Source organism: Alphaproteobacteria bacterium, from assembly GCA_033344895.1.
Classification (GTDB): domain Bacteria; phylum Pseudomonadota; class Alphaproteobacteria; order UBA8366; family Aestuariispiraceae; genus Pacificispira.
Genome location: JAWPMN010000001.1, coordinates 4,595,573 through 4,610,701 on the forward strand (window position 1 = coordinate 4,595,573; position 15,129 = coordinate 4,610,701).

The 15,129-nt window shown below is 57.2% G+C and carries 19 protein-coding genes; 3 read left to right on the plus strand and 16 right to left on the minus strand.

The genetic code is table 11. The annotated features are described in order from the left end of the window. Nucleotides 1–41: 41 nt before the first annotated feature. From R8L07_21740 to R8L07_21750, 3 genes are all read right to left on the minus strand, one after another. Complete coding sequence (locus R8L07_21740) at nucleotides 42–1,292, minus strand: MFS transporter (GenBank protein MDW3208165.1); 1,251 nt, start codon at nucleotides 1,290–1,292, stop codon at nucleotides 42–44. Continuing rightward, the gene (locus R8L07_21745; GenBank protein ID MDW3208166.1) at nucleotides 1,289–1,963 is read right to left on the minus strand and encodes a cytochrome c biogenesis protein CcdA; all 675 of its coding nucleotides are present in this window, start codon (nucleotides 1,961–1,963) and stop codon (nucleotides 1,289–1,291) included. The genes R8L07_21740 and R8L07_21745 overlap by 4 nt, the downstream gene beginning before the upstream one ends. Nucleotides 1,964–2,097: 134 nt before the next feature. Beyond that, complete coding sequence (locus R8L07_21750; GenBank protein ID MDW3208167.1) at nucleotides 2,098–2,886, minus strand: glutaredoxin domain-containing protein; 789 nt, start codon at nucleotides 2,884–2,886, stop codon at nucleotides 2,098–2,100. A gap of 75 nt (nucleotides 2,887–2,961) precedes the next feature. Here R8L07_21750 and R8L07_21755 point away from each other — a divergent pair, with 75 nt between their 5' ends. Together R8L07_21755 and R8L07_21760 are read left to right on the plus strand one after the other, a co-directional pair. Continuing rightward, nucleotides 2,962–3,375, plus strand: a complete 414-nt coding sequence (locus R8L07_21755) for a MerR family transcriptional regulator (GenBank protein MDW3208168.1) — start codon at nucleotides 2,962–2,964, stop codon at nucleotides 3,373–3,375. 961 nt (nucleotides 3,376–4,336) lie between these two features. Beyond that, the gene (locus R8L07_21760) at nucleotides 4,337–5,521 is read left to right on the plus strand and encodes an ABC transporter ATP-binding protein (GenBank protein ID MDW3208169.1); all 1,185 of its coding nucleotides are present in this window, start codon (nucleotides 4,337–4,339) and stop codon (nucleotides 5,519–5,521) included. A gap of 282 nt (nucleotides 5,522–5,803) precedes the next feature. On the opposite strand, the gene R8L07_21765 is transcribed toward R8L07_21760, so the two are convergent. Beyond that, nucleotides 5,804–6,241, minus strand: a complete 438-nt coding sequence (locus tag R8L07_21765) for a helix-turn-helix domain-containing protein (protein MDW3208170.1) — start codon at nucleotides 6,239–6,241, stop codon at nucleotides 5,804–5,806. 82 nt (nucleotides 6,242–6,323) lie between these two features. On the opposite strand from R8L07_21765, the gene R8L07_21770 reads away from it, so the two are divergent. After that, entirely contained in the window at nucleotides 6,324–6,956 is a 633-nt protein-coding gene (locus tag R8L07_21770) for a cation transporter (protein MDW3208171.1), read from the plus strand. Nucleotides 6,957–7,224: 268 nt separating this feature from the next. On the opposite strand, the gene R8L07_21775 is transcribed toward R8L07_21770, so the two are convergent. The 12 genes from R8L07_21775 to R8L07_21830 all read right to left on the minus strand — a co-directional run bounded on the left by R8L07_21775 (nucleotide 7,225) and on the right by R8L07_21830 (nucleotide 14,102). Further along, the gene (locus R8L07_21775; GenBank protein MDW3208172.1) at nucleotides 7,225–7,962 is read right to left on the minus strand and encodes a cytochrome c biogenesis protein CcdA; all 738 of its coding nucleotides are present in this window, start codon (nucleotides 7,960–7,962) and stop codon (nucleotides 7,225–7,227) included. Beyond that, nucleotides 7,955–8,467 (minus strand): hypothetical protein, encoded by a 513-nt coding sequence (locus tag R8L07_21780; protein MDW3208173.1) that lies wholly within the window; start codon nucleotides 8,465–8,467, stop codon nucleotides 7,955–7,957. The genes R8L07_21775 and R8L07_21780 overlap by 8 nt, the downstream gene beginning before the upstream one ends. Then, the gene (locus tag R8L07_21785) at nucleotides 8,464–9,090 is read right to left on the minus strand and encodes a cytochrome-c oxidase (protein ID MDW3208174.1); all 627 of its coding nucleotides are present in this window, start codon (nucleotides 9,088–9,090) and stop codon (nucleotides 8,464–8,466) included. The genes R8L07_21780 and R8L07_21785 overlap by 4 nt, the downstream gene beginning before the upstream one ends. Continuing rightward, nucleotides 9,087–9,482: a copper chaperone PCu(A)C gene (locus R8L07_21790; GenBank protein ID MDW3208175.1), complete on the minus strand. Its 396-nt coding sequence runs from the start codon at nucleotides 9,480–9,482 to the stop codon at nucleotides 9,087–9,089. The genes R8L07_21785 and R8L07_21790 overlap by 4 nt, the downstream gene beginning before the upstream one ends. 50 nt (nucleotides 9,483–9,532) lie before the next feature. Continuing rightward, a complete protein-coding gene (locus R8L07_21795; GenBank protein ID MDW3208176.1) occupies nucleotides 9,533–10,180 on the minus strand; it encodes an SCO family protein in 648 nt (215 codons plus the stop codon). Nucleotides 10,181–10,245: 65 nt separating this feature from the next. Continuing rightward, the gene (locus R8L07_21800) at nucleotides 10,246–10,512 is read right to left on the minus strand and encodes a hypothetical protein (GenBank protein ID MDW3208177.1); all 267 of its coding nucleotides are present in this window, start codon (nucleotides 10,510–10,512) and stop codon (nucleotides 10,246–10,248) included. A 28-nt stretch (nucleotides 10,513–10,540) separates the two neighbouring features. Further along, complete coding sequence (locus R8L07_21805; GenBank protein MDW3208178.1) at nucleotides 10,541–10,855, minus strand: hypothetical protein; 315 nt, start codon at nucleotides 10,853–10,855, stop codon at nucleotides 10,541–10,543. Then, on the minus strand, nucleotides 10,852–11,394 hold the full coding sequence (locus R8L07_21810) for a TlpA disulfide reductase family protein (protein ID MDW3208179.1): 543 nt from the start codon (nucleotides 11,392–11,394) through the stop codon (nucleotides 10,852–10,854). The genes R8L07_21805 and R8L07_21810 overlap by 4 nt, the downstream gene beginning before the upstream one ends. Nucleotides 11,395–11,408: 14 nt before the next feature. Next, nucleotides 11,409–11,978, minus strand: a complete 570-nt coding sequence (locus R8L07_21815; GenBank protein MDW3208180.1) for a DsbE family thiol:disulfide interchange protein — start codon at nucleotides 11,976–11,978, stop codon at nucleotides 11,409–11,411. A 1-nt stretch (nucleotide 11,979) separates the two neighbouring features. After that, nucleotides 11,980–12,159 carry a hypothetical protein gene (locus R8L07_21820; GenBank protein ID MDW3208181.1) on the minus strand — a complete coding sequence of 60 codons (180 nt, stop codon included), beginning with the start codon at nucleotides 12,157–12,159 and terminating at the stop codon, nucleotides 11,980–11,982. Between the two features lie 12 nt (nucleotides 12,160–12,171). Beyond that, nucleotides 12,172–12,582: a DUF411 domain-containing protein gene (locus R8L07_21825; GenBank protein MDW3208182.1), complete on the minus strand. Its 411-nt coding sequence runs from the start codon at nucleotides 12,580–12,582 to the stop codon at nucleotides 12,172–12,174. 59 nt (nucleotides 12,583–12,641) lie between these two features. Beyond that, nucleotides 12,642–14,102: a multicopper oxidase family protein gene (locus R8L07_21830; protein ID MDW3208183.1), complete on the minus strand. Its 1,461-nt coding sequence runs from the start codon at nucleotides 14,100–14,102 to the stop codon at nucleotides 12,642–12,644. Between the last annotated feature and the right edge of the window lie 1,027 nt (nucleotides 14,103–15,129).

The window sequence follows — 15,129 nt, forward strand, 5'->3', positions numbered from 1 at the left end:
CCCTGTGGAGTTAATCTGCCGGGTTTTGACCCATAACGGACTCAATGGCCGGCTTGTACAGGCGATCTCATAATGCTTCTGACTAATCCGAATTGTGCGGCTGCGGCTAAAGCGGAAATTGTAAAGATCGCTATGGCGCTACCAGAATCCGCAATGACTCCGCCAATCAGAGGGAAAAGATAGGCGGGTGTCGTAAGGGCATTGAAGTAGCCGCTATAAGCGGGGCGTAGCGCCTCGGGTGAAATATCCATCAGGAAGCCAATGACCGCGATCGTCAGGCCATTTGCCAACGCACCGAGAACGAAAAAAACGCCCGCAAATATTACGAATGGATCAATTTCGCTAGGCATCGCGCCAGATGAGAAAATTAACACCGCGAAGGGAGGCAAGATGCGTAAGAAGGTTATCCCTTGAAGCAAGCTACCTTTGCCGCGAGCATCACCCCACCAGCCCCAAAGTACGTTCGAAACTAGACCGCCTGCTGTTTGGGCACCAAGCAGAATAGCTACCCGCTGTAGATCAAACCCCAACTCGGCGACATGAACCACGTAAAAAGGCATCGCCATCATAACAGCACCACCGCACCACTGGGCAAAAACGAACATTCGAAATTGCTTATCTCTTACGAAGACTTTTCTTCCTTCAAGTAAGTAGATGTGAAAGCTCGGAATTTTTAAGCTGCCTTTGGCTTGCGGAGGTTCTCCCATTGTAACAAACACGATAGATGAAATAAGCATCAGCCCGGCCGCAATAGCGAACAGTGCGGCGTAGGAGACTGGAAACATCTGGGCGGCAAGGAGCCTGTCGGCAAGATAAGCGACACCTAGCGCCAGGACGCCACCGCCGAAAAACCGGGTCGCCAACAGCCGACTTCGCAGCTCGGACGGCACCGCCCGGGCGACAATATCATTATATGGGACGGCTACGATCCCACTGACAAAGGCATAGGCGGTCCAGAGGGTCATCACTGCGGCACCTAGCCAGGGGGCCTTCCAATCCGCACTGTAGAACAGGGTTGCCGCTATACAACCGATGCAAAGGGCGCGCCCGAAGGCGCCAATCATATAGTAACGCCGGCTGTCTGCACCTCGCTGCGCAAGAAAGCCAACGAAGAGTTGTGGGAACAACCAACCAATTCGGAGAATCGTAGTTACGGCGCCGACAAGAATAGAGCTGCCGGTCAATTGGAAAACTAGGGCCGCAACAATAGTCGAGGAGTCTACGGCGGACGATCCAGCCTGGAATGTGACACCGGCCATCGCAACGCTGGCAAAACGACGGCGTACTGTCATTTCCCTGACCAGTTTTCAGGGTCTACATAGAGGCCGAACCAAATTGACCATACGCCCAACACAAAGAAGGTTGCAGCCAGAACCGAACGTCGCCGTCGCATGTAACCACCGGCCAAGGTCAGCCAACACGTTACTCGCGGCACGTAGATGAACAAAGCCAGCGGTAGAGACATGGCCAAGCCAAAAACGGCCATCATTACAAAGCCGGAGGCAGCCGTACCGCCTGTGGCCGCCATAGTTAGCAAGCCAAATAGGATCGGGGCGGCACAAGCCGGTATGTTCAGTCCAAACGCCAACCCGAGAGTTAAGGGGCTCGTAGCATTGCGCCAAGACCTGGGAGCGATGTCTATGGAAGCTTTTAGATAATGCGTAGTTCCAAAAACAGCAGCAGCCCCGAGGCATACATACAAAATGCCGAACACGATCCTAAAAGTTGTCTGAACATCGATAATGTACCGACCAAGTAATGCGATCAGAGCACCGCATCCGCCGGCAACGGTGGTTCTAGTAACGACGAAGGTGATAAAGGCCTTGGTTTGTTGGACGCGCTTCTGACCTGGCTGCGTACCTAGGAAGATCAAGTGGCCGCCGATTGTACAGGGCTCGACGAATCCAATAAGACCGAGGCCAGCAGGTAAGATGATCAGAGTATGAAACGAAAGACCAGTCATCCAACAACTGTGCGGCTACCAGCAGGTGGAAGGTCAAGCGAATTTCGCCTCCTACAAATGGGGAGCAAGTAGCGTAGGGCCGGTCAATGCTCAATGAAGGGAAGAGGAGACCGGCCCGCCGAATTAGGTGTCAGCTACATGCCGTGCCCAGTTGCGAACGTGACTCCGGCAAGCCCCAATGCCATCCATACTGCCATTGCGACCATCATGATGTTTTCCGTGAGAGAAACAAATCCGAGTGGCACGTTACTCGACCCGCCAACACAGGCGCACTTGAGCTCCCGCCGATCAATGTACACGGCCTTGAACACCGAGATGGCGCCGACGCTACCGATGAAAAAGGCCAATGGAATAGAAAGCCAATTCAACGCCCCGGCAATCATGAGAACGCCCGCGATCCCTTCAGCAAAGGGGTAGATATAAGAGTACGGAACCCATTTCCGTGCAAGCAGGTCATAGTTCAGAAACATCGTCGAAAAGGTTTCGACATTCTGCAGCTTTAGCAGGGCGAGGACCGACATGCTGAACGCAATGAACCACTCGATACCTTGGACGGTCAGTGGGGATCCGTGAACAGCGAAACTTGTACCCATGGCCATTAGGGCCGTTATACAAAAGAGCGCGATGATCGGTTTGTAGCTAGTCGCACCCGGTTCCGGCACCGACTTGCCTAAATGTCGGCGCAGGTCGTCATACCCCCCAATTCTTTCTTCTCCAATAAAGACCTGAGGTGTGGTCTTGACATCGTGTTCTTGCTTGAACGCGTCGACTTCCTTTCGGGATCGCAATAAGCGATCATCGACGTCATATCCGCTACGGCGAAGCAAATCTTTGGCCTTCAGACCAAACGGACATAAGTGCTCATCGGTCACCATTCGGTAGAGCACTGCTGAGGTGGGATTCGGTTTTGATACGATGTTCATGTTGGCACCTACTAGTTGGGGTATGATACGAAGTGCCGGCGTTGTACCTGCCGTATATAGGTACGGAGTCAAGATATGAAACACATGACTATATCCGTCCTTGCGCAATCATGTGGTGTCGGGGTTGAAACCGTCCGTTTCTACCAGCGGCTCGGTCTCCTGGACACTCCGGAACGGCCCTTAGGGCGAACCGGCGAAGGAAAAACAAGGCGCTATGGAGGCGAGCACCTTCGGACATTGAAGTTCATTCGAGCTGCGAAAACAGCAGGATTCACGCTCGACGAGATCGCAAAGCTGATTGCGCTCGACGAAACCAACGACCGAGCGCAAGCCCATCAAATGGCTACGATCCGTATTCAAGCGCTTGATGCCAAGATTCTGGAACTCAGGAATGCACGTAGAGCCTTGAAGAAACTTGCTGATTCGTGCATTTCTGGGGCGGAGGAACGTTGTCCAATTCTTGCGTCATTTGAGCCAATGAACCGATAGTTTCGGCTCTACCGGCCTGTGGATTTTAAAGACAGCACTGGTGCGTTTGAATTGCCCGGCTTGCGTGTTCGCTTCTGGATGCCTCGCCGTTTCCAACCTGTTCCGCATGGCTAGGAGCAGGAGAAAAGTTCAGTTTCGCCCGTCAGAAACTCCTTGTGAATTGAATGGCTAAGACTATCTTGCGTGGTGGAGGTTCTGATGCGCCCATTTTTCAGAATTGCCGGGGCATTGATTGCAATTGCATTTCTCTTTGCAACAAACGCTCCGCTAATGAGCAACTCTCACATTGAGGGTCATCACGGCACTGTCGCTAGTCCCGCGGATATGTCCTCGGCGGAGAAGAATCACGAACGGCACTCAGACCACGATCAGGGGCTTTGCATGATTGTGTGTACGGCCCCGTTGCTCGACATTGCAAATGGAATCATTTCATCGGCCTTGTTTGTACGGGCCGATTATTTCGCTTCCGATGTTCGGCCTGCGACATTTATCGAGGATAGCCCAAAGAAGCCTCCTCGCGTTTAATCAACGCCCACTTTCCATCTGCCGGAAATCACTGTCTTGGACGCCTTCTACTTGACGTGAGGCGCTTCAAAGACGCGCGGTCGGCGGATGGCTCAAAAAATTCAATCGTACCTCCATTTCCTGTGTCTGAAGGAGTTCCTTACTGTGTCCTCATTCCGGTTAATTGCCGCGATCGCTATCGCGGTCGCGATTGCTGCCACTGCCTTCTCAATGATCCGAACAGCACCTGCCCAAACGAACCTAAACAGCAAAATTGAGACCCCGTTTGGGGAGACCCAATAGTGACGTGTTGCCACGGTGGGATTCGCCGGAACTACGGGCAAAAACGTTATGGCTATACTCATGACGCTCGGAGCAGGCATGTCGATCTGTCTGTCGCTCTTGGGAAAAATGATTGTGTCGGCCAACGGGCGACCGTCTCGAGGAAGGTCACGCTATGACAAGCGTCCAGTTGTTGAACGATATGCATCTGGCCGGACACAGCCTCACTGCGTTGCTGGGAAACGACTATCACTGGTCAATCCATCTGGTCACCCATTTCATCATGTTTGGTTTGCCAGCCGCATTGCTTGCTGTCGCGGGAATACCCGGCATTGTAGCGATTGGACGAATCTTTCGGCGGCAACAACGCAGACACCTATTCAAGCGGGTTCAAAACCCGTTTTCGCTAGAGAGACCGCTCCTGGCATTCATTCTTTCAAGCACGAAAGGACCCCAAATCGCCCTAATCGTCTGGGCGGCTGCGTCTCTCCCAATTCTGTATCTGACACTTGAGTTGCCAAAGTTGATCATTAACAACGCGATCGAGTCAGGCCATTTTCCAGTCGAGTACTTTGGAATAAGCGTCGACCAGATCACTCTCTTGGCGTTGTTATGCGCAGCGTTCCTGGCGGTTGTAGCTCTGAACGGGTTCCTGAAATATCAGGTCAACGTAAAGGCGGGACGGGTGTCTGAGATATTTGCCCGCCGACTACGTCTGTTAACCTATCGCATCTGGCAACGAGGCCCCGGCCGCGGGCATGGCGCAGATTTTATTCCTGTCGCGGCTCAGGAAGTTGAGCCCATCGGAGGTTTTGCAGGAGAGGCGCTCGTATTGCCGGTTTTTCAAGGCGGTACGTTCCTGACAATCATATTTTTTATGTTAATGCAGGACCCAATACTTGGTGGGGCAGCCCTTGCGCTTCTACCGGTTCAAATCCTGATTGTACCGCGGCTCCAGGCTCGCATTAACGAATTGGCGAGAGAGCGGGTTCGCGAGGTTCGACGGTTTGGGGCTTTGGTGAGTGATGTGACGCATTCCGAAGATAAGCGGCAGGAGGCGTTATTTCGTTCTTTTCGCCAACTCCAAAGCATTCGCTTTCGTATTCACGAGCGAAAGTTCTTCATGAAATCTTTAAACAACTTCATCGGTCAATTGACGCCATTCTTCTTTTACACGATCGGCGGCGTTCTTGTGATCGAGGGTCGCTTGTCGCTTGGTGCACTGGTTGCTGTACTAACTGCATACAAAGATCTGGCTTCGCCGGTAAAAGAGCTCTTTCGATACTATCAAGCTTCTGCCGACGTACATGTGCGATACGAGGAAATTCAAAGCTTTCTGAAAATTCGCACACGTACTTAGGGTTGGCCTCGACGTGATTGCCACCTTAATCTTTCTTACCGACGAAGGCATTTGCCCCTGCAGAATGATCGGAATGTTCCAGTTGCGCAGGCTCTGATGCGACCCGCTCAGACAATCATGTTGGATCACTGAAGAGCCCTTAGGTATTTTCAGGCCTCCTTCCTAAACTGGGATGCAGACCAAGTGTTCTTCCGTGTTTCGGGGGAGTCGGTTCCTAACGAACGGGCGGAGGCGAAAGGGGCCTGCAGCCCGGCTCGCTGCTTGACCCATCGCGGACATTCGTCACGTCGTCGCGGACCCATGATCGGAGACGCATTCGTTGTGATCGCTGAGGACCTCGATCACCCGGCAGTCTGAAACCTTGCCGCCGCTGCATTGATCGATCATGCGTTCCAGTTCCGTTTTCAAAGATTGCAATCGACCGATCCGGTGTTTGACCTCGACCAGCTGTTCCCGGGCGATCATATCAGCGGCCTCACATGAATGCTGAGGATTGTCCGAAAGACTGAGTAAATCGCGGATAGCGGTAAGCGAGAACCCAAGTTCCCGGGCGTGCCGAATGAACCGAATTCGCTCGACATGTCGGGGCTCGTACACCCGCTGATTCCCGCCCGATCGATCGGGTGGCGGAATGAGTCCGATATCTTCGTAGTAGCGGATCGTCTGAACCTTGCAATCCGTCGCCTTCGATACCCTGCCGATGGTTAGCGAAGTGGGCATGCAATTTTCCTCTTGAACCTACAGTGGCTGTAGCAATTACTTTGTGAACTCAATCGGGATATGACAAGAGGATTGAGTAAAAATGAGTGGTGGGTGTTGCGGATCGGAAGCAAAGTTCGATGGCGCGTCGGTTGCGTTTCGCCGTGCGCTGTGGGCGGTTATCGCTATTAACGCAGCGATGTTCGTTGTCGAGATTTCCGCCGGTGCGTTAGCGGGATCGAAGGCGCTACAGGCCGATGCACTCGATTTCCTTGGCGATACAGCGACATATGCCCTGAGCCTCTGCGTCATCGGCATGTCTATCCGGGCACGGTCGCTTGCTGCGGTGTTCAAGGGGCTAAGCCTTGGTGGGATGGGCGTCTGGGTTCTCGGCAGCTCGATTTATCAGGCCTTCCTCATCGGCGTGCCCAAGGCGGAGGTTATGGGGGCAATTGGATTTCTTGCGCTTGCCGCCAATATGGCCAGTGTCGTTATCCTAATGCGGTTCAAGGACGGCGACGCTAATGTCCGCTCGGTTTGGCTGTGCAGCCGCAATGACGCCATCGGCAATATCGCTGTTATGCTCGCGGCGATCGGCGTTTGGGGCACGGGAACGGGGTGGCCCGACCTCGTTGTCGCAGCCGTCATGGCAGGGCTGTTTTCATGGTCCGCAGTCCAGATCATTCGCCAAGCCTTCGAGGAACTGCCCATGCCACGTGACACGTCAGGACGGTAACGTTCGGTCATGAACGGGACCATCTAACGTTAGGCTCTTGATGGCTTGGCGCACAAGAGAACCCTTCACGTTCTGGATTGATTCAATATGATGGTATCGACGACTATCAGTTGATTTGAATCAAAGGTGTGGACGGGACGCTGTTCTATTGGCCGCTCTTGGTCACACAACTCGTGACGACGCAAAAATCTACATACGCATGTGGGAAATTTACGATATCTACTAAGCTAGAATGCTCGATTTTGAGACGCTGGTCCAATTTCGAATGTTATCCGATGCGACCGAGTGATGGAAATGCCTCGAGCAGCCAATAGGACAGCGCCGAAAGCTGCCCAGTTATCATGGCAAGCCCCATTGCTATCATTACCAGCCCCGCAAACTGATGCAGCCGATGGCCGACTCGACTGATCGTGCGAAGGTGCCGTGTCAGGCAATTAGTAAAAGTGGCTGTGAGCAGGAACGGCACTCCTAGGCCCGCCGAATAGATGCCAAGCAGAGCGACGCCCTCGGGCACTGTTGCAGTGGCTGCACTTGCAGTCAGAATGGCACCAAGGATTGGCCCGATACAGGGCGTCCAGCCGAAACCGAAGGCGAGACCAAGAACATAGGCAGATAGTGGCCGCCCGCCAGGAATGGAAAGGTAGAACCGGAAATCTCGTTGCAGCATCGTGATCTTTGCCATGCCGATCAAGAACATACCGAACAGGATGATAATGGCGCCGCCAACGAGATTGAGCCCGTACCGGTAGCCTAACAGCATCTGACCCAGCGCGGTCGCGCTCGCGCCAAGAGCCATAAAAATAGTGGAAAACCCAAGAACAAAGTAAAGGCCCATGCTCAGTGCCTGTCGTCGACGATGGGACGATTCGACAACGGTCGCGCCCGCCGTTTGTCCGGCGACATAGGAGATATAGCCCGGCACCAAAGGCAGGACGCAGGGCGATACAAACGATACGGCGCCGGCCAGGAATGCGGCGATCAAGCCAATTCCGGATAGCTCAAGCATCGTCGGTCACATTCCCACAAGGAGGCACCACCGGGAACGCCGTGGCAAAACGGAAGCCGGCGAGCGGGACGATGATCCATTGCAAGACTGGGCTTAGACCGGCCTCCAGAACGGGAATCACAGGCATCAGGTCGCCATAGGCCCAAGCCTCCCGGACCTCGATATTCAACCACTCACTGAAGATCGTATAGGCTACCCCAAAGAGGACAGTGGCCGCGACGACAGGCAGCCGGCGTTTGCCAGGCCATGCCCCCGTGCCGAACAGGAACAGGGACAACATGATGGTGCTGAGTGCGATGAGTATATCGCCGCCGGTGCAATGAACGGCAGCGAAGACGATCTCTTCAGCTGTCCCAGTTTCCCAGAGCGTGTATAGCGGCAGGTGTGCGAACTCCCAGATTAGGTTTGCGAGGGCGACAAAGAAGATGTACCGGCGCAAGGCCCTCAGCCATGAGATTGACTGGTTGCCAGGACCGTACGTACTCGCTGACCCGGAAACGCTCATTTGAACACCCCCATGAGGCTATTCCACCAAGTGTCGGGTTCTGGTTCGTCACCGGCCGGGGGCGCGTTCGTCAGGCCGTTGATATAGCGAACGAGGTTGATCTGTTGGAATTCGGTTCCGTGAAACAGGCCGGCATGCCGGCTACCCCTATCGATCACGTGAACGAGCGGGGACGATGGGTTTCGATCGCTCAAAGTCGCGAAGCGGCGGGCGCTTTCGGCCACCACTTCGTCTTGGGGCGCCACTGATCGCCAATTCGCGTTATCCCAAGGTGCACCGTTGGAGGTTTTGCGATCACGGATCGTCAGGAACGTCACCATCTGCTTCATGGGCGTGATGTTCACTTGCTCCTGCACCGAGGCGAGGTTGTCCTGTTGTTCCACACAGGGAGCCCCGCAATCGCGAGGCACGAAGCTCAGGACAACGATGCTTTCCCGCAGATCGCGAAAGGTCAGCCTGGCGCCTTGCTCATCGGTCAGCGCCAGATCCGGCATCGACCGGGTATCCGTCGGTTCGAAGGCGGGTTCTTTGTTCGCCATCACCTCGTCCAATCGTTCGCCGGGGTGATGGGCGAACGCCGGCATGACTGCTACAAGTAGGCCCAGAATGGCGAGGTATTTCATTGCATATCCTCTTCCGGCCCGTTGGCCCCGACGCCGAGCACAGGGACAGTGACTGTGACCTCGACAGCCTGATCGAAACGCAGGGTGATAGGAAACCGCGCACCTTCGGTCAGCCGCTCGCTCAGGCCCATCAACATCAGATGTGTGCCGCCTGGCGCGAGCACGACCCGCTCGCCCGCCGGCAAACTCAATGCGTCGAGGAGCACCATCCGATTGACGTCGTCGTTGTTCTCAGTGGTGTGGATCGTCACCCGGTCGGCAACAGGGCTCTCAACCGACAGCAACCGGTCGTCGCGCGTACTCTCAATGGTCAGATAGACGGCGCCGGGACGGGATGCGAGAATGGTGGCACGGGCCCAGGGCTCCACAATCCTCACGGTCTCGTCGGCCATCGCGGATACTGGCGAAAACGCCAAAACAGCGACGATCAATAGAGCAGCTCTCATTTTCCGTACCTCTCTATGACGTCCTGGATTTTCCGAGCCACCTCTTCCGGGGGTTGATCGCCTTCAAGAAAGGTGGTCTCGAACCGCCCCTCGGGGGTCATGAGGTAGATGTGGCCCGAATGCGCCATGAGATAGCCGTCTTGGGCGCTGCCTTCCTCCAACCGTTCGTAGTAGACGCGAAAGGCATGGGCCGCAGCGGCGACATCCTCTTCACTACCGGTCAAGCCGGTGAGTTTCGGATGGAATGCCGATACATAGTCGGCCATTACTGTCGGCGTATCCCGCGCAGGATCGACTGTGATGAACAGAGGCGCGATTCTGTCCGCCGTCGCTTCGAGTGTGTCCAGGACGCTCGCCATGTAGGCCAGCGTCGTGGGACAAACATCGGGGCAATAGGTGAACCCGAAGAATACCAATTGCCAGCGACCCAGAAAGTCGGCCTCGGTGACGCGGTCTCCGGTGTGGTCAGTCAGCGTGAATTCCGAGCGGATCGCCGCTTCACCGATTTGCGTGGCCTGCCGGCCTTCCTGCGGTGCCGGTGTCCCTCTCATGTATAGGCCGGCAAATACGGACGCCGCGACGACGGTGAGACCCCAGAGGGCGTATCGAACCCGGGCCAGTTTTGGGAATGTGCGAGAAGTCATTGAATTACCTCGAAGCACGCCCGCTCGGGCCGAGAGAGCCCAAAGCCCGAGCGGGCGCATGACAGTCAGCCCTCGTCGGACTCCGTTGCGTGCGGGCCCGATTTCATGTGGTTCGTCATGGCCGCCATCATCTCGCGGCATTGCTCCATCATCGGACCCATCTGCTGCATCATCTGCATCATGCCCATCATTCCGGACATTCCGTTTTCGCCCTGCATCATGCCCGGCATCTGTCCTTCTGCCTGATGCGGCCGTTGTTCGTCGGCGAGCGCAGGGAATGTCGCGACGAACAATCCGCCGACAACAGCCAAGGTTTTCAGGGTATTACGCATGGTCGTTCTCCTTTCTCGTGTGAAAATCTCAGCGTTCTTCGGAACGCCGAGCGATAACGTCGGGCGCTTCTGTCCTGACGGATGGTTTGCCGCGGGTCTGGCAAGCGGCCGTGCCGCCGCCGCGCATGCACAGGCCGAGCGCGCACATGGCAAGACACGGGGCGAGGGTGAGCAGGATCGGCGCGGCGCCGATCGCCGTCAGCCAACTCCAGTTCAGCACGAGCCCGAGGCCGACGACCGCGGCTCCAGCGAGCATGAGAATCCGCCGCTTTGTCAGCCAGGACGGAAAAGCGCGTGGCGCCGCTGGCGGGACGGCGTCCTCGGGTCTGCCTTCACTGGTCATGGGTTCGTTTCCTTTCCTGTATGGTCGGCGATCACGGTCTCGAAGAAGGCAATCATTTCCGGCGTGTCCCATTCCGCCGGCCCGATCAGCCGGCCGAGTTCCCGGCCGTCCGGTCCGATGAGCAACGTTCCCGGAAGCCCGAAGATCTTGAGATCGCGGGAGGCCTTACCCGTCTTGTCCACGAAGATGCCCAGATGCTCGATACCGATCTCGTCGAAGAACTCACGGACCAAGTCGGCTCCCGCACGGTCGATCGACAGCGCCAGAACCTCGAAGTGCTCGCCACCCAACGTTGCTTGCAGTCGGTCGAGCGTAGGCATCTCGGCGCGACACGGTCCGCACCAGGTGGCCCAGACATTGAGAAGGACCACCTTGCTCCGCCAGGCTTCCAGCGTGTGCGGTGCACCGCTCCCGCCTGTGAAGTCGATTCGGGGGACGGGCTGCGGCGTCTCGTGCAGGCGCATCGCCGACGGCTCAGCCGCTACGGAAGTCCCCAACCCAAGAAAGAGGGCGAGCACGGCAATGGAAATGGTCTTCATGGTTGTGTCTCCACTTATTCCGTCCGCAAGCGTTCCACCAGCGGTAGGATCGTGTTTTCAAGAACCTCGCGCGTCACCGGGCCGATTTGCTTGAAGGCAATGCGGCCATTTGCATCGACGACGAAGGTCTCGGGGACGCCATAGACACCCCAATCGATGGCAACCCGGCCGTCCCGGTCGGCACCGGAGCGGGTGTAGGGATCGCCCAGCTCGTCGAGCCATGCTGCGGCGTCCGCCGGCCGGTCCTTGTAGTTCAGGCCGTGCAGCGGCACGACACCGCGCCGGGCGAGGTCCATCAACAGCGGATGCTCGTAGCGGCAGGCCGTGCACCAGGAGGCGAAGACGTTGACGAGCGACACTTCGCCGTGCAGATCACCGCTGGATAGCCCCAGTGTCCTTCCCTCGACGGGCGGCAAGGTAAACTCAGGCACAGGCCTGCCGATCAGCGCCGAAGGGATGTCTCTTGCGTTCTGCGTGAGGCTCCATCCAAGGGCGATGGCCAAGATGCCGAAAAGCACTACGGGAGCCGCGAAGACGAGCCGGTAGACAGTCCGACGTTGAGAGCCCGTCCTGCTTCGGAACATCTCAGCCATGATCGTTCCGACGCCGAGCGTCGACGAACAGATATTTTATCAGCCCGGCGATGCCCAGCACGAGCAGCGCGACTACGAGCAGTCCGACGAGACCCATGCCCCACATCATCATGCCGCCCATGCAGTCCATCATCTGACCGCTCATGCCCATCTCGGTCGGTGCGTTGTTCATCGAAAACTCTCCTTATTCGACCGCGTAGACGGACGGTTGATCGTCACCTACGGCGTAAATGGTGAAGGGAGCGGTCTTGACGCCGCTCATGCCGGGCGAACCTAGCGGCATACCGGGCAAGGTCACGCCCTTGATGTCCGGCCGCTCGTCCAGCAGGCGATTGACCGTTTCCACGGGCACATGGCCGCTCACAACGTAGTCGTCGATGAAGGCGAGGTGGCAGCCCTGGAAATCGTCAGGGATGCCGGCCGCGCGGCTCATCGGGACGAGTTCATGGGTCGGCTCGACGGTGACTGTGAAGCCATTTTCTCGCAGATACTCGGCATAGACTTCGCAGCAGCCGCATTGCGGGTTCTTGTAGAGGGTCACCTCTTCGGCCTGTGCCTTAGTGCCCAGAGTTAAATAGCCGGCGACACCCAACATGGTGGCGGTAAATGCGGCGATAGCGGTTTTGCGCATGGTTCTCTCCTTGGTTTTCTAGGTCAGACGACGCGGATGACACCCATCATCCCGCCAGCTTGATGTTCGAGAATGTGACAATGGAACATCCAGTCGCCGGGATTGTCGGCGACAAAGGCAATCTCGACTTTCTCTCGGGGCGCCATCAGCACCGTGTCCTGCCATTCGCGGTGGGTCGTCTTGGCGCCGTTGCGCGAGATCACCCGGAAGGAGTGGCCGTGTAGGTGGATCGGGTGATGCCAGGCTGTCGCGTTGGTCATCGCGATCACATGGCTCTTGCCGCGGTCAAGCGTCAGCATCGGATCGAGGACATGGCCTTCGGCAGCCTTGCCGTTGATGAACCAGATGCCGTTACCGTGCATCATGCCCATAGTTCCCCCCATGCCGCCTGAGCCGCTTTCGCCCATGCTGCCGCCCATCTCGCGCATCACCATGCCGCCCATCATGCCACCGTTGAAAACGACGTCGTGCCGACGGGCCGTGCCGGGATCCGGCTCGGGCAGCGGGTTGGCCGGCAGGGCGATGGGCCAGTCGGGCGTGTATTCCCTCAGCGGCGCTTCGTCATAGGCGAGATCGACCAGCCGGTATTCGAGGCCCTTATAGAACCGGTCGACAACCGAGACTCGGCTGCTCGGCTCGCCTGTCATGTCGAGGATGAGGTCGGCACGCATGGCAGGGCCGAGGACGACCAGACCGTCCGTTGGTTGGTGCGGGGTGACCGGCTGGCCGTCGAGCGCGATGACCTTGAGCGCGTGAGTCTGGAAGTCGAGGCCGAAGATGCGCGCATTCGCGGCGTTGATGAGCCGCAACCGCACCCGCTCGCCGCGACGCACTGCAAACGTATCCGGCACGCGGCCGTTGATCGTAGCGGTATTGCCGACCCGGCCACCGTGGTTCATGTCGTGGCGGTTGCCGAAATCCTCGCTGATCTCGGCGGATTGCGTCAGCCGCCAATCGTCGATGACCCAGGTTATATCGCGGTCCACGCGAGGGGGTTCGGTCTCTTCGATGATCATCGGACCGTAGAGGCCGCGCCCGACCTGCTCGAAGCTACGCTGGTGGGGGTGGTACCAGAACGTTCCGGCATCGACCGCGTCGAACTCGTAAACGAAGGTATCGCCCGCCGCGATCGGGCGTTGAGTCAGGTGCGGCACGCCGTCCATCGCATTCGGTAGCCTCACCCCGTGCCAATGGACGGTAGTTTCCTCGGCCAGGGCGTTCTCGACCGTGATGCGCAGGCGCTCGCCCTGTCGCACGCGGATCTCGGGGCCGGGAACGGCGCCATTGTAGCACCAGGCCGGGGTTTCGCCGTGCGGCTCGGGTACGAGACGTGCCCTGCCGCGTGCGGCGCGCAGCGAGAACGCCTTGGTTTCGGCGCGCGCAGCCTTTGTCATAATGATCGGCATTGCAAGACTCGCCGAGCCGGCGGCAAGCGCTGTCAGCAGGCTTCGCCGTGACAGCGCCGAGGTGTGGATTGGTGACATTGTTGTGGTCTCATCTGGTGTCTGTATCGCGTCACACGCGCAGATCTTGATCCGTGCATGAGGTCAGCGGCGATAGCCGGCGCAAAGGCTCGGAAATCGCGTCAGAACGCAATGAACGAGGCGCGCCTCGACCCGCGTTGGATCAGATGAGAGTTCGGGGAGGGTAAGGTTCAGGCAGACCGGTCCAGCCTGTCAGGTGTTCCACCAATTGTAGCGTAGCCAACTCAGCAATGCGGGGGCTGAACGTATCGACCTGGCTGAGGCTGGCAGCGAAAGCGACCGTGCAAACGATTTCGCAAGTCGGTTCGCTCATTTCTCTATCAACGTCGGTGCCACACCCTTGGCAGATTTCCATGCCAACTCCGCCAATGTCAGCCACGGCCATTTTGAGCGACATACTGTTCGCACCCACCGAATGAACGACTGCGCCTGTCGCGAAGAGGGCGATTATGGCAAGCGTGAAGATGCGGGTGCGAAAATGCATATCACCTTATATGGTGCAGGCTTTGAGCTGTCGAGGTGTAAGATGTCGCATCATTGGATTAATGCCCCATCCCGTGCAGCAGCACAGTAACGCCACTACCGTCTACGCGGCGAGCTCCAACCTCTCCACAATCGTCTAATATAGGAAGATGATCTCGCCGAGCGCGTTCGGCGACGCGCCGGTTTTGAGGGGCATTGCCATTGTCTGATGCGACCGGCTCTATTGACGCAACAAACTGGCTGCCTAGCTGGATGCCGGGGAAATCCGGCCTATCCGGTGCTATTCAGTTGTGATAATGGAATCGCCGACTCCCACCGTGTAACCGTCTACGGCGCTGCTCTCGGCAATCAGGCGGGCGGTTCAGTCGAGATAGGAAATTCCGGACCAAGGCGGACAGAAGTTCGATGTACTGGCCTTGGCGGCATTCGCCACGAGACCATCCTTGGCGCCCGCGAGGACTTTCCAGCCCGTGAACTGCGATTATCGGCTAAGCCCGGTAAATCGGGTTGGCGGTACGTTTACCATGCAAGGCTAATGCGGTGC

What these genes read in the sequence shown, in the direction of transcription:
- R8L07_21740 (MDW3208165.1), bottom strand. Translation starts at nt 1,292, where the DNA reads ATGACAGTACGCCGTCGTTTTGCCAGCGTTGCGATGGCCGGTGTCACA.
- R8L07_21745 (MDW3208166.1), bottom strand. Translation starts at nt 1,963, where the DNA reads ATGACTGGTCTTTCGTTTCATACTCTGATCATCTTACCTGCTGGCCTC.
- R8L07_21750 (MDW3208167.1), bottom strand. Translation starts at nt 2,886, where the DNA reads ATGAACATCGTATCAAAACCGAATCCCACCTCAGCAGTGCTCTACCGA.
- R8L07_21755 (MDW3208168.1), top strand. Translation starts at nt 2,962, where the DNA reads ATGAAACACATGACTATATCCGTCCTTGCGCAATCATGTGGTGTCGGG.
- R8L07_21760 (MDW3208169.1), top strand. Translation starts at nt 4,337, where the DNA reads ATGACAAGCGTCCAGTTGTTGAACGATATGCATCTGGCCGGACACAGC.
- R8L07_21765 (MDW3208170.1), bottom strand. Translation starts at nt 6,241, where the DNA reads ATGCCCACTTCGCTAACCATCGGCAGGGTATCGAAGGCGACGGATTGC.
- R8L07_21770 (MDW3208171.1), top strand. Translation starts at nt 6,324, where the DNA reads ATGAGTGGTGGGTGTTGCGGATCGGAAGCAAAGTTCGATGGCGCGTCG.
- R8L07_21775 (MDW3208172.1), bottom strand. Translation starts at nt 7,962, where the DNA reads ATGCTTGAGCTATCCGGAATTGGCTTGATCGCCGCATTCCTGGCCGGC.
- R8L07_21780 (MDW3208173.1), bottom strand. Translation starts at nt 8,467, where the DNA reads ATGAGCGTTTCCGGGTCAGCGAGTACGTACGGTCCTGGCAACCAGTCA.
- R8L07_21785 (MDW3208174.1), bottom strand. Translation starts at nt 9,090, where the DNA reads ATGAAATACCTCGCCATTCTGGGCCTACTTGTAGCAGTCATGCCGGCG.
- R8L07_21790 (MDW3208175.1), bottom strand. Translation starts at nt 9,482, where the DNA reads ATGGCCGACGAGACCGTGAGGATTGTGGAGCCCTGGGCCCGTGCCACC.
- R8L07_21795 (MDW3208176.1), bottom strand. Translation starts at nt 10,180, where the DNA reads ATGACTTCTCGCACATTCCCAAAACTGGCCCGGGTTCGATACGCCCTC.
- R8L07_21800 (MDW3208177.1), bottom strand. Translation starts at nt 10,512, where the DNA reads ATGCGTAATACCCTGAAAACCTTGGCTGTTGTCGGCGGATTGTTCGTC.
- R8L07_21805 (MDW3208178.1), bottom strand. Translation starts at nt 10,855, where the DNA reads ATGACCAGTGAAGGCAGACCCGAGGACGCCGTCCCGCCAGCGGCGCCA.
- R8L07_21810 (MDW3208179.1), bottom strand. Translation starts at nt 11,394, where the DNA reads ATGAAGACCATTTCCATTGCCGTGCTCGCCCTCTTTCTTGGGTTGGGG.
- R8L07_21815 (MDW3208180.1), bottom strand. Translation starts at nt 11,978, where the DNA reads ATGTTCCGAAGCAGGACGGGCTCTCAACGTCGGACTGTCTACCGGCTC.
- R8L07_21820 (MDW3208181.1), bottom strand. Translation starts at nt 12,159, where the DNA reads ATGAACAACGCACCGACCGAGATGGGCATGAGCGGTCAGATGATGGAC.
- R8L07_21825 (MDW3208182.1), bottom strand. Translation starts at nt 12,582, where the DNA reads ATGTTGGGTGTCGCCGGCTATTTAACTCTGGGCACTAAGGCACAGGCC.
- R8L07_21830 (MDW3208183.1), bottom strand. Translation starts at nt 14,102, where the DNA reads ATGTCACCAATCCACACCTCGGCGCTGTCACGGCGAAGCCTGCTGACA.